Annotated in this window: 9 protein-coding genes; 5 read left to right on the forward strand and 4 right to left on the reverse strand. The window is 47.6% G+C overall.

The annotated features are described in order from the left end of the window. Window positions 1–52 precede the first annotated feature (52 nt). From WD077_14775 to sbcD, 3 genes are all read right to left on the reverse strand, one after another. Complete coding sequence (locus tag WD077_14775) at window positions 53–1,189, reverse strand: glycosyltransferase (GenBank protein MEX0968493.1); 1,137 nt, start codon at window positions 1,187–1,189, stop codon at window positions 53–55. Then, complete coding sequence (locus tag WD077_14780) at window positions 1,186–2,280, reverse strand: glycosyltransferase family 9 protein (GenBank protein ID MEX0968494.1); 1,095 nt, start codon at window positions 2,278–2,280, stop codon at window positions 1,186–1,188. Before WD077_14780 ends, WD077_14775 begins: the two co-directional genes overlap by 4 nt. Before the next feature lie 124 nt (window positions 2,281–2,404). Then, window positions 2,405–3,625, reverse strand: a complete 1,221-nt coding sequence (gene sbcD, locus WD077_14785) for an exonuclease subunit SbcD (protein MEX0968495.1) — start codon at window positions 3,623–3,625, stop codon at window positions 2,405–2,407. A gap of 352 nt (window positions 3,626–3,977) precedes the next feature. On the opposite strand from sbcD, the gene WD077_14790 reads away from it, so the two are divergent. The 3 genes from WD077_14790 to WD077_14800 all read left to right on the forward strand — a co-directional run bounded on the left by WD077_14790 (window position 3,978) and on the right by WD077_14800 (window position 7,367). Continuing rightward, complete coding sequence (locus tag WD077_14790) at window positions 3,978–5,984, forward strand: gliding motility-associated C-terminal domain-containing protein (protein ID MEX0968496.1); 2,007 nt, start codon at window positions 3,978–3,980, stop codon at window positions 5,982–5,984. A 103-nt stretch (window positions 5,985–6,087) separates the two neighbouring features. Continuing rightward, on the forward strand, window positions 6,088–6,708 hold the full coding sequence (locus tag WD077_14795; GenBank protein MEX0968497.1) for an FMN-binding negative transcriptional regulator: 621 nt from the start codon (window positions 6,088–6,090) through the stop codon (window positions 6,706–6,708). Further along, the gene (locus WD077_14800; GenBank protein ID MEX0968498.1) at window positions 6,705–7,367 is read left to right on the forward strand and encodes an HAD hydrolase-like protein; all 663 of its coding nucleotides are present in this window, start codon (window positions 6,705–6,707) and stop codon (window positions 7,365–7,367) included. The genes WD077_14795 and WD077_14800 overlap by 4 nt, the downstream gene beginning before the upstream one ends. 210 nt (window positions 7,368–7,577) lie before the next feature. On the opposite strand, the gene WD077_14805 is transcribed toward WD077_14800, so the two are convergent. Beyond that, window positions 7,578–8,768 (reverse strand): aspartate aminotransferase family protein, encoded by a 1,191-nt coding sequence (locus WD077_14805; protein MEX0968499.1) that lies wholly within the window; start codon window positions 8,766–8,768, stop codon window positions 7,578–7,580. A gap of 176 nt (window positions 8,769–8,944) precedes the next feature. On the opposite strand from WD077_14805, the gene WD077_14810 reads away from it, so the two are divergent. Continuing rightward, on the forward strand, window positions 8,945–11,830 hold the full coding sequence (locus WD077_14810) for a prolyl oligopeptidase family serine peptidase (protein MEX0968500.1): 2,886 nt from the start codon (window positions 8,945–8,947) through the stop codon (window positions 11,828–11,830). A gap of 106 nt (window positions 11,831–11,936) precedes the next feature. Beyond that, window positions 11,937–13,640: a T9SS type A sorting domain-containing protein gene (locus tag WD077_14815; GenBank protein MEX0968501.1), complete on the forward strand. Its 1,704-nt coding sequence runs from the start codon at window positions 11,937–11,939 to the stop codon at window positions 13,638–13,640. The last annotated feature ends 5 nt before the right edge of the window (window positions 13,641–13,645 follow it).

Here is a 13,645-nt window from a genome sequence, read left to right on the forward strand (position 1 = left end):
AATTCCTGGCAGCCGGCAACCTACCAGATCGCTGCTGCATTTCTCATCTGTATTATGACTTTCGCTCCAATATACTTTCTCCCAGTTCCACAATTTTATCAGCCAGATTATCCCAGGAAAATTGGCTTTTAAATTCCCTGATATTCTCCTTATGGTTTTGGCCATCACCTGAATTATAAAAATCTTTAATGGCCTCTGTGATAAGAACAGCATCAGGCCGCGATACGATGGAGCCAGTACCGAAAGGGGCGACCAACTCCCGGAGGCTTCCAACATCAGTAACGATCAGCGGAGTTTCAAAATGGTAGGCCGTGTACATAATGCCGCTTTGAGTAGCCGATCTGTAAGGCAAAATACAAACATCAGAAGCGGAGAAAATTGCGGGCACTTCGTCATCATTTATATATCTCGTCAGCAAGGTCAGCCGGTTGCTCAGGTGGTTTTCATCTATAATGCGCTGGTAGCTATCAAAACCGCCATATGGCTCACCGGCTACTATGAGGTGGTAGTTCCCCGGCAAATTTGCTAAAGCATTCAGGAGCAGATCCAGCCCTTTATAATTTCTTATCAGACCAAAAAAGAGCAGCACCCTTCTGTCAGCAGGAATATTCAGCTTCTCCCTTGCCTGGCGCACCGGCAGTTTTTCTCCGAAATGATCATAAACGGGGTGGGGATGCATTACATATTTTGCATCGGGCTTCAGCGAAAGCAGGTCTCGTTTTACCGTTTCGCTCATCACGATGAAGCCATCCGTACTGTTTAAGTAGTATTGGGTAAATGCTTTATCATAGAACCTGCGCTCATGCGGGATCACGTTATCAAGAATAGCAATATTGATCACCCCTTTTTTATGGGTCTTGCGATTCACCGTTCCCAGAGAGGGGCCGAAAAATGACATCCAGAATTTCTCCACAAGAATGGCAGGCTGAAACCGGTTTATTTTATTAGCAGCAGAATACCAGGAAAAAGGGTTGATGCTGTCCAACACCTGCCGGTTAGGTATTTCATCCACCTTGTCGCCCGGAGTTACCAACTGTGTGGAGCCGGGAAAAAGAATTTCAGGATACTGCCTTGAAAAGTTGAATGCCTTTACCTCGTGATTCTTTTCAAAAGCGCGAAAAAGCCGGGCATTGTATTGGGCAATGCCGCCCCTGTAGGGATAAAAGGTGGATAGGTAGCCTATTTTCATTTGATGACAGGAAGATGCCTTTGTATTGCATTAAATACATCATCCACGGGCAGGTCCAGCATACAGTGGCGTTCTCTCGTGCAGCGGGTTCCATAGAAATCTTCACAGCCGGTATGAGGCTCCAGGATCTCGCCCCGCCCGTACATCTCAAATTCGTGTTTATTAAAGATATTATTGAACAACACCAGCGGCTTCTGCAATCCCATGGCAATATGCATCATCATGGAAACGGCTGTAACCACAAGATCACAATTCGCAGTGATGGCCATAAATTCCGGGAGCGAATAAGTGCCGGGATAATAGCAGCCGGTTCGTTGCGCATATATCAGGTTTTGCGGTTCTTCATCCGGACCACCAAGGACCATGGGGAACATTCCCTCGTTCTGTAGGCGGGTGATCAATGCAATCCAATATTCCTGTGGCCAGAGGCGTGTGAGCCAGCGCTGGCCACAACCTGTGTTGAGGCCTACAATCGGTTTCCCACCTGATTTTTCGCGGAGCGATTCCCACTTCGCAACCAGGTCGCGGTTTTGGTTGATCAGGTACGGCTCGTAGTTGAATTTCATTTTGCAGATCTCAAAGATCTCTTCCAGATAACTTTTCTTATTTTGAATGGAAATCTGATCAAATAATCCCGTGATCAACTTGTGTTTCGCTTCGGGATTTGCAATATCCACATGCCCATTTTTCTCAATGAATCCGATCTTTTCCTTTGCCCGCACATCCCGCAACAGGCCGCATGCCTCTATTTCTTTGTCAAGATTTATGGCGATGTCAAAATCTTCATGGAGAAGAGAGTAGACAGAAAGATGATCGAATTTGTATATCGCATCTATTTCGTCAGGGGGTAAGATCTGAGGGGTAAGCGTGATCCAGCTTATGTGGCAATCAGGAAAAAGTTGCCGGTACCGAACCACAAGAGGCGTAGTCCTGATTACGTCTCCCATTGCGCCCAGTTTGATGATGAGAATGCGCTTGCTGATGGGCGTATACTCATCACATTCGCATATTTTCCCTCTTAGCTTATTTGGCTTGCATGGAATGGTTCCCCTGAAATGCCTGCAGTCAAATTTTACCTCTGATAACTCCATTCGCTCGCGTTTTTATGAAAAGGCTTCAAAAATAAGGAACAGGCGCTTTGAAAAAAGTACAGGAATGGCCGGAGCATTACACCGCTTCAGAAATTCAAGGATGATTGCCCAACCTGTTCAGGCGTTAATCCTCATCCTTTCCCAGCATTTCGCTGAATAGCGCCAGAAGTTCCTCGCCAGGCTGCTGCCCGTATTTGTGCTGGAAATAATCGGAGAATAGCGCTGTCCTCCCTTTGCTCAGTTCGATGATGTGATGATCTTCCGCACCTGTGGCAATTCCGGTCATTCGGGGGATGATCTGCACAATTCCGTCATGCGCCTGCTGAAGTGCTCTTTTGTCTTTGCCGCTCAGATAGGTATCTGTAAATAGTGTCAATTCCACCAAAGCTGTGGGATTTTCCCTCAGCCATTGCAGTGCCAGGTCCACTTCTTCAAAGGCCTTGCGCAAGAGCGGGCGCCCGCTTGAAAGCGGCACCGCTGAATAGCTTGCTGCGTTGCCAGGTTCAACATCTATCAGAACTACATTTTTTTGCTGGCCTGCTTCGCTAAAGCTGTAACAAAGCGGACTTGAGCAATATACTGCCGGGCATGGATTTTTATCCACCGGGAAGAAGCCGTGAAGATGGCCAAGTGCCACATATTGAATTTGATAAGGAATGCTTTCGGTAAAAATTTGCTGTGCGCCTCCCACATGTAAGATCGGCTTTTCATCTTCAGGTTCAGGCGGGGCCTCTGCTCCGCGCCTGGTCATGTACAGGTGCGCCATCAATACGTTTACGCCCTTGTTATCGCAAAATTGCTGAGCAAGATCCAGCCAATGCTCTTGAAGGATTTCACGCATCTGCAATTCAGGATCTTCATTGCCCAAAAAGCGTTTCAACCGGAATTCACTGGCGTAAGGCGTTGCGATTATTCGCAGCGGATCTGCGCAACCGGGGATGCTCAACTCTATAAATCCCGGAGCGGACCGGGTTATTTCCAGCCCGCAATCCAGCCGGCAGGGCTGGGGATGAGAATGAGGAAAACCCAGCAGATGAATGCCGCATTCTCTTGCCAGCGGATCAGGATTTTCGATGCGTTCAGGAGAATCGTGATTACCAGCTATCGCCACCACCGGCCGCCTGCCATTGTTTGTGAGGCGTTTCAAAGTTTGGTAAAAAAGGTCTACTGCTGCGGCTGAAGGGTTGAACGTATCAAAAAGATCGCCTGCCACCAATACCGCATCCGGCTCATGCTCATCAGCTATTTCACAAATTTCCGCCATTACTTCCTGCTGCTCCGGGAGCCTCGAAAAACTTCCTAAATATTTGCCCAGATGCCAGTCAGATGTATGGAGAATTTTCATGGAAGCGAAGGTAAATTCATTTTACATGAATGATTTTATAAAGATGGCCTGAAGACTTTATAATAGAAAATCAAAGCAAGAATTAACGCTGCAACTCTATGTGATTAAGGGGTGTTTTTACGCTTTTCAATTTCAGTCTTATTCCTGATCAAATGTGGGGGATCTTCTGCGGGCATAGCATTCTCCGCATGGAAGGACGTGCGGAGGTGTGGAAGATAAAGGAATGTAAAAGCATATCGGCCCGGGCAAAATATCATTAAAGAATATTAAAGTCTTAGTTCTCACATTTTTTGCGGCAACTTAAAAACTACATATTACGTCCTTAGTATAACTTTGGATATTATTTTATTAAATGAAACTCCTTTACCTATTAATATTCTTCCTTATCCTGTGCCGGTTACCGGCCGGTGCTACGCATATCGTGGGAGGGGATTTTAATCTGCAACATCTTCAGGGGAATGAATATCTGCTGACGCTGAAAGTTTTCCGCGATTGTAAAAACGGAGTACCGTATTTCAACCTTCCGCTATATGTGGGAATGTATGACAAAGGCACACATGCGAAGGTGGATACATTCAAATTCAACCAGATCCTAAGCAATGACACGCTGGAATTCCAGGGCGGGAGTTGCTATACATTTGGCATAGAATGTACGCATATCGGGCTGTACCAGCGGGTTATCGAGCTCGATTCGGCAGTTTTCAACAGCAGCAACGGATATTACTTTAGCTGGGAGCGTTGTTGCCGTAACCGCATTATCCGAAACATAGAGGTGCTGAATGGAATTGAGACAATTACCGGGATGACCTTTTATATGGAAATTCCACCGCTGAATCAGGAAAATTCCACACCCGTTTTCGCAGCGCCACCGCTTACTTTTCTTTGCGTAAATCATCCTTTTTCATTTAATTATAATGTTACAGAAACGGACGGAGATTCTCTGGTGTATTCGCTGGTGCAGCCCCTGAAAGGAACGACCACAGCCAATTCACCAAATGATCCGGGCCAGATAAATTATCCCATCATCAATTCAGGGCCTTACAGCCTGACGCAATGGCGCCCGGGGTACAGCCTGCAAAATATTATGGACGGAAATCCGTCTCTGGCCATTGATTCCGCCACAGGCCAATTGACGGTAACGCCCACGCAGCAGGGAATTTATGTTGTAGCCATTAAAGTGGAAGAATACCGGAATGGCGTGAAGCTCGGTGAAGTGAGGCGTGAATTACAATACACGGTTGGCGTTTGCCAGACGAACCAGATACCAGAGCTGTCGCAAAACGTGAAGGGCACGGTGTACACCGTTCATCCGTCTGATACATTTCGCCTTGCAATAGAAACGGAGGACCCAAACCAGGGCGACTCAGTATATCTGTCTATAACAGGAGATATATTTGACGATCAGGGAAAAATTGATTCGCCTTATGCTTTTACCTCTCCGGCTTCGGGACTTACGAATGCCGTAACCAACCTGGAATGGACGCCCACTTGTGACCATGTTACCGGGGATACGCTGGAGGTCAGGGTGCGGGTGGTTGATAATGGATGTCCCTTCCCGAAAGCCGATACGGCCATTTTCTATTTGGTCGTGGTTCCTCCGCCACCGGCTGATCCTCCTGAATTCCTTTGCTATGAAAATTATGATAATGGAGAAGTGAGGCTCTCCTGGCAGCCGGCAACCAATGGTGAATACGGAAAATCAGTGGTGCTGGGCAGAAAGTCAGCAGACGGAGAAGCCGAAGACATTGCTACGATTGAGGATTCCTCCACGGAATACCTGGATTTTCCACCGGACGGGAAGTATTGCTATTATCTCTATTCCATAAATATCTGCGGAATAAGGGGCGACAGCGTGGAGACCTGCATGATTGACTTTTCTTTGGGAGAAGATATAGAGAAATGCGAGGAAGAGGAGGCAACGCTGGAGGCCATGCCAGGTGCCACCAATTATTTGTGGAGCACTGGCGAATCGGGCCGCAGCATAAGGGTAGCGGAGCCAGGTGAGTACAGCGTGGAAGCATGGTTTCCTGAAGCTTGTGAACCGCTGCTTGCTACTGTGGAAGTGAAAGACCAAATAGTGGAGGAACTGGGAGAAATTCCCAATGTATTTACACCAAATAATGATGGATATAATGATCGGTACCGGCTTCCCACTGAGAATTTGAAGGAACTGAGCCTGACTATTTATAATCGCTGGGGAGAAATTTTATATGAATTCAGCGGCCCGGAAGATTCCTGGGATGGCAACATCAATGGCCGTCCTGCTCCTCCTGGCGGATATTATTGGTTGCTAACCTACCGCGCACGCTGCTCGCAGACCGAGCGGCAGTTGCACGGAACGGTGACGCTTATCCGGTAAACGTTCGATCCGCTCATCAAAACTATCCTTGTGGTTTTGTCTGTATCCTGAGCGTAGCAAGAAAATCAATCCTGATATTTGTCAAAATTCTTGCTGATCAAAAATGTACATTCCTTCTTATTACAGAGAACAAGATCCCAGGCGGATCCAGGATTTCATGGAGACGCACAATTTCGCTACCCTCGTTTCCGCTGTGAATAACAAAGCTCTGGTAAGTCATCTTCCGTTTGTTGTAGAAAAGCAGGGAGATCAACTGCATCTCCTCAGCCATTTGGCGCGCGGAAACCCGCAATGGCAAAGCTTTACACCAGATGCAGAAGTCACGGTTATTTTCCGGGAACCTCATGCTTACATTTCCCCAATGCATTATGAGGATCGGCTAAATGTCCCCACCTGGAATTATGTGGCAATTCATGCGCACGGCCATCCTGCGATCATCGAAGGCCCGGAAGCCGCAGCCGCCATGAGCCGTATTATTCATGCTGTTGATCCCGGGTATGTGCAGCAATATCAATCCCTGCCGGATGATTATTTGAGCGGGATGATGAAAAGGCTGGTCGTTTTCACCATTCTCGTAGTGAATCTGGAAGCGAATTTTAAACTCAGTCAGGATCATTCGCTGGCCGATCAGCAAAATATAATTACCGCTTTGAACAAGGAAGCCGATCCGTATAAACAGGAAATTGCGCAGATGATGGCAGAGAACCTGAAGTCGCTGAAATGAACCTGATCATTTTTGATATTGACGGCACATTGAGCCAGACAGACGGCATTGACACTCAATGCTACGTTCAGGCGATAGAAGAGGTGATGGAGGAAAAAGTGCTGAACACCGATTGGGATAGTTATGAAAATGTGACGGATGAGGCGTTGACCCAACTGATCTTTAAGAATGTGTTAAAGCGTTTGCCCGCAACGCATGAGGTGGAGCAGGTAAAATCGAGGCTGGTGGAGTTGCTGAATTTTCATAGCCGGAAGGATCCCGCAGCATTCCGCGAAGTGGCCGGAGCCAAATTGTTTTTCCGGAAAATGATGTCTCAGCATGATTGGGCAGTAGCCATTGCTACCGGTTGCTGGCACGGTTCGGCAGAGGTAAAACTTGCGGCCATTGATTTCAATCGGGCAGGTGTTCCTTTAGCTACGGCTGATCTGGCTGCTACAAAACCCGGCATCCTCGCTGAAGCAGAGCGGCTGGCTAAGGAAGCACATGGACAAAAGGAATTTGCAAGGAGAATCTATGTGGGCGACCGTGCTTATGATTTGCGATCAGCCGAATCCCAGGGAATGGAGTTTTTGGGTATTGACATTACCGGTTCGGGCAAACTGCATCAAGCTGGCGCCCCAAGAGTTATTAAAAGTTTCGGGCAGAAATTGAATTTGTAATTCTGATCAGCGTTTCAACTTCCATCAGTAGCTCCGTCCTTCAGGTCTGAGGAAATGAAAAGCTCCGAACCGCTTGCAGGGCTTTAGCCCTTTCCGGTAATCCCGTGATGATACAAAAGGGCTGAAGCCCTGAGCAAAGGAGTGTTCGTTTTTTACCCTGCCCTGAAGAACAGGGCTACTGATGCTCATTTCCCCATTTCTTGGCACTTCCTATTCCACCGCCTCCAGCCCCTCCAGGAGCACATTGCACGCAAATTCAATTTCATCCAAAGTAATCGTTAGGGGCGGGGCCAGCCGGATTGCCCGGTCATTAAAGAGAAACCAATCTGTGATGACGCCCCTCTCATAGCATTTGCTGATCACAAGCTGCACCTGTTCAAAGGATGCCAGGTGGACGGCAAGCAGCAATCCCTTTCCCGTTACTTTTTCGATGAGCGGATGCCGGAGTCTTTGCCTGAATACCTGCTCTTTTTCTGCTATTTGCGGGATAAGGTTGTCGCTTCCCGTTAATACCTCCAGGGCCGCCAAACCCGCAGCACAACAGACCGGATGGCCACCGAACGTGGTGATGTGGCCGAGGACCGGGTTTTCGCTGAGGGCCGCCATCATTTCGCGGGATGCTATGAAAGCACCCAGTGGCATTCCTCCGCCAAAGGCCTTGCCCAGCAGCAAAATATCCGGAACAATCCCTTCATGCTCAAAGGCAAATAGCTTCCCCGTGCGGCCCATCCCGGTTTGGATTTCATCCACCACCAGCAGTGCTCCCGTCTCATCACACCGTTTGCGAAGTTGATGGAGAAACTCCGGCTGCGGCACCAGTGCGCCTGCTTCACCTCGAACTATCTCTGCGAAAACACAAGCTGTATCGCGGGTGATTTCCTGCAGTTGCTGCTCCTGATTATATTCGATCATTGTGCAGCCGGGAATGAGCGGCCTGTATTTCTGCTGAAAGTTTGTGCCACCTGCAATGCTTAATGCACCCTGGGTGCTGCCGTGGTACGCACCGGCAAACGACACAACGCCAGAACGGCCTGTAATGCGTTTTGCCAGCTTCATCGCCCCTTCTGTAGCTTCCGTCCCGGAATTCGTAAAATAAACGGCATTGAGGCTTACCGGCAGAAATTCCGTCAGCCGGTGCGCAAGCTGCACCTGCGGGCTTTGCACAAACTCGCCATATACCATCACATGCAGGTATTTCTCCAGTTGCTGCTGAATAGCTTCAATGACTTTCGGGTGCCGGTGCCCGAGCGAACTGACGCTGATACCAGAGATCAGGTCGAGGTATTTCTTTCCCTTCACGTCATAAATCCAGGAGCCTTCCGCGCGTTCCACTTCTATCATCAAAGGCGTTGGGCTGGTTTGCGCAAGGTTTTGCAGAAAGAGTTGCCGTTGGGAAATCATTAAAATATTTTTTATTCAGAAATTAAAAACTCAATTAAAACAAAAAACAAATGACCCGCATGTTTACCATTTAAATATTCCACAAAGGTAAAACGGTTGGGCCGAGGCTTATTTCCGTACCGTGCGCTTCTTGCTGATTTCTTAATTTGCCCCGCCAACTCAATCAATTCAATTCTATGCGTTTTTTCCCGTCTTGCCTTTTAATCTTTTTATTTGCCTTTGCCGCACTGTCAGCCCAGCAATCTGACAAAATCCCGCTCTCGCATGACGTGTATGATAGCTGGCGGTCAATCAAAAGCCGCACTCTGAGCAATGACGGCCTCTGGGCGCTTTATACCATTGAGCCACAGGAGGGTGATGGAAAGCTGTATTTGGTAAACCTGGAAACAGCGCAGAAAATCACTTTCGCAAGGGGCACAAAAGGACAGTTTTCCTTCGATTCTGAATTTGCCATATTCATGGTAAAACCCCAGCATGATTCACTGAAAGCTGCAAAACGGAGAAAGGTGAAAAAGGAGGAAATGCCGATTGATTCACTCTTCATTGTAAATTTAAATACAGCACAAACGGAAAAAGTGGCGCGTGTAAAAAGCTATAAAATACCTGCGGAAGGTGCCGGCTGGATGGCGTACCAACTGGAAGAAAAAATGCCGGGGTCGCAAAAAGATACAGCACGTGATACCACAACAGTCCCGGAGGCGAAATCAAAAAGCAAAACATCCAAGCCGAAAAAGGATAAGGAGAATCTGGTGCTGGTGATAAGAAATCTTGCCACAGGCGACACGCTTTCCCACCAGGGAATTACGGAATATCTTTTCTCGAAAAAAGGAACCCTGCTCGCTTTTTCTTCATCCGGCAAGGATAGTCTGCACCCTGCCGGAGTGTACATTCTTAATTTAAATGGAAACGGAAACCTTTCACAGGGTTTGAAGAAAATCTCAGGAGGTGAAGGTGAATACAAGCAACTGGCTGTAGATGAAGCCGGAGAGCAAGTAGCCTTTGTGGCAAACAAAGACACGGGGGAAGTAAAGCAGCGGGTTTATGCCTTGTATTATTGGCAACAAAAGGCTGACAGCGCCATAATAACAGCCGATTCAGCTTCTCCGGAAATGCCGGATGGATGGTCAGTAACTGAGCATGGCAAAACCTTTTTCAGCGAGGATGGCAGCAAGCTGTATTTCGGGACTGCGGCAGTTCCGCCCGCTGCGCCTGAAGATTCGCTGCTGGACGAGGAGAAAGTGCGTGTGGACGTATGGAGCTGGCAGGATGATTACATCCAGCCGCAGCAGTTGCTGAATGTAGAGAAGGAAAAGAAGCGCAGCTATATGGCCGTTTATGATCCACGGAAAAAGCGGATTGTACAGCTTGCACGGGATGATATGCCTGACATCCGCCTGGCACCTGAAGCCAATGCTGAAGTGGCCGTGGGCGTTTCAGATCTGCCATACCGGAAACTGCTGTCCTATGACTGGCCGGGGTATAAGGATGCGTATCTCGTAGACCTTAGAACCGGTGAAAGGCAATTGGAAAAGGAAAAAACGCAGGCCAATGTCTCCCTCTCTCCCGGTGGAAAATATCTTTATTGGTTTGAACCCGCCACGCAGCAATGGTTGGCACACCACGTAAAATCAGGGAAACTTTCCAACCTTACACGCGGCATTGATTCCAAATTTTATTACGAGCTGATAGATCAACCCAGGGAACCGTGGAGCTATGGTGCAGCCGGCTGGACGCAGGATGACGAGGCTTTTCTGATATATGACCGCTACGATATTTGGGTAACAGATCCGGATGGGAAGGATGATCCCTGGAGCCTGACAAACCGTATGGGCCGCAGCCAGCAGGTAAGGTTCCGCCTTCACAAGCTGAACCGGGAGGTGCCGTTTCTGCTTACCTTTGAGCCGCTGATTCTTTCGGGATTTAATGAGGCTGACAAATCCGATGGTTACTTTAAAATAGCTTACGGCAGGAACAACGATCCCGAGTTGCTCATCAGAGGCAACTATATGTTCAATGGCCTGCAAAAGGCCCGGAACAGCAACCGCCTCATGTATACCCGCTCCAGCTTTCAGGAATATCCTGACCTGTGGGTGAGCCATTTGGATTTTGAAAACCCGGAGAAAATAAGCGAAACCAATCCGCAACAAGCGCGGTATCTCTGGGGATCAGCGGAAATGGTAGCCTGGCGCAGTAACGATGGCGACAACATGGAAGGACTTCTTTATAAGCCCGCCAATTTCGATTCCGCAACACAATACCCGATGATCGTTTACTATTATGAGAGACTGAGCGATAACCTGCACCGGCACTACGTTCCCAGCCCCAGCCGATCAGTCATTAACCCTAGTTACTACACCAGCAATGGATATATCGTCTTCATGCCGGATATAAGCTATAAGGTGGGCTACCCCGGAGAGAGTGCCTACGATGCCATCATGAGCGGAACCATGAGTATAATAAATCGAGGGTTTGTGGATGCTGATAAAATAGGATTGCAGGGGCAAAGCTGGGGCGGATATCAAACCGCTTACATGATTACGCGGACAAACATGTTCAGGGCGGCAATGGCTGGCGCACCTGTAAGCAACATGACCAGTGCCTATGGCGGCATTCGCTGGGGAAGTGGCCTCAGCCGGCAGTTTCAATATGAAAAAACCCAAAGCCGGATTGGGGCTACACTCTGGGAGAATCCATATCTGTATATTGAGAATTCACCCGTTTTTAAGGCTGACAGGGTGAAGACACCGCTGTTGATAATGCACAACGATAATGACGGAGCCGTGCCGTGGTATCAGGGCATAGAACTTTTTATGGCGCTGCGCAGGCTGGAGTCACCGGTGTGGATGCTTAACTATAATAGGGATGGCCACAACCTGACGAAACGCGCCAACATGAAAGACCTCAGCATCAGGATGCAGCAGTTTTTTGATCATTATCTAAAAAATGCCCCAATGCCGGTTTGGATGAAGGAAGGAATACGGGCCATTGAAAAAGGGAAAAATATGGGCTATGAAGTGGTTGAAACTGAGAAGGAACCAGCTACTTCAATTGTGGAAGAATGAATGATTAAAATATTGAAACGTAGAAATTTATTTTATGAAAATCATGTATTATTATTATTATTATTATTATTATTGAAGTATCAAACTAACTATAACCCACAACCAAATGTCAATCAAAGAAATATTATTTCCGTCTTTACTTTTTCTAACCTGGGTCGCTCTTGATGCACAGGAACTGCATAAAATAACTGCGATTGGAGGGGAATCGAATATTCAGAATATGCGGACAGCGCCTGACGGGCAGGGGAACCTTTTCGTTTTAGCCGAATATCTTGGTCCTGTAAACCTGAATCCCTGGAGTGTGCAACCGGCAATATATCCAACGCTCTCCGGGGGGCCCTCAAGCTATTTTATCGCCAGGTATGGGCCGGAGCACGAGCTAGATTGGGGGGCAGTAATCACTTCTTCAACCGGTGCCTCTTTTAATACCCTTTTGATGACCAAACAGGGAGTTATCCTTTCCTTTCATTTTTCGGCTGATTCAGCCCTTTTTCTTTCCGGGCAGGATTCTGTATGGATCGCCAGGGCAGGTGCTCATACTTTAACCAGCGGCCTGCTGATGCTGTCATCTACAGGCAAGCTCCGGTGGTATAAAACTTTCGAGGGCATTGGTTTTCATTCCTATACACAGAATGAGGTATTGTTGGAATCGGATTGGTTCTATTTAAATGGAGGATTTTCATTTTTTATGGATAGTACTGTCTTAGGAAGTTTTACGGTACACAAAAAGGATGGAGAAAATTTCATTATAAAGATGGATACCCTGGGCAACTTATTGCTGGCAAAAAATATCCCGCTGCACCTGAGGTTATTGTATGGAAATGATCACCGGTGGTACAGCTTCTCCTATTTTCAGGATAGTGTGGAAATAAATGGCAATACCCACCATGCCGCTTATGATGACGAGGCTTATTTAACACGGCTGAACAGTAGCGGGGGCTTTGATTGGTTCAGCACTTTTCCGCTAAACAAGCGACTGAGCAATTATTACCTGACCCAATCGCGGAGCAACCGAATATTATTAGCCAGTGCAATAACCAGTGCTATCGGTTCTTCTGACACAGCTTTCGTAGTGTTTGAGAACGACACCATCCGCAGTACCGACTCAAGTGGCACGCAACTGCGCTTTATTGCTGCCTTTAAGGACAATGGCGAAATGGAATGGCTGAATGCTTATGGCAATCAGTATTCGGGGATTTTTGAGCACATTGCTGTAGATGATGATAACAACATACTGGTAGCGGGACATTATCATACTTTTGCGAGCCTGAATGGGGCTTTGCTGTATGGAACCGCTGAGAATAGTTTTTTGGCAAAGCTTGATAGCAATGGATATGGCATCTGGGCGAAAAACCTTTCGCAGCCTCAACCCAGGCTGCAAGATGTTGCCTCGGATGGGAAAGGAAATATATATGCTGCCTTCAACCTCCTAGTTGATGGCATCCTGGACACAGTACCCGTTTCAGAATCCAGCTCCAACGGCAAGCTTCTTCTTGCCCATTTCAGGGATACGGCATTGATTACAGGCATAGGAGATAAGGCGGAAACGCCCGGAAATGCGCTGCTGGTCTACCCCAATCCTGCTACAGATTTCGTATATCTGGTTCCTCCGGCTACCGGAAACCGGTCATTCGAAATGGTGCTTTATGGCGTTACCGGCAATGTGATTCAAAGAAGAACTTTTCGCAACCCGGAAGAAATCCGGATTGATCTTTCCGGACTTTCACCCGCAGTCTATTATCTGAGTTTGAGTTCCAGCGAAAAAACCTGGTTCACCAAGGTTGTAAAAATCGGAGGAGAAGACAATTGATGAAA

It is taken from the genome of Bacteroidia bacterium (assembly GCA_040880525.1).
GTDB lineage: Bacteria > Bacteroidota > Bacteroidia > CAILMK01 > JBBDIG01 > JBBDIG01.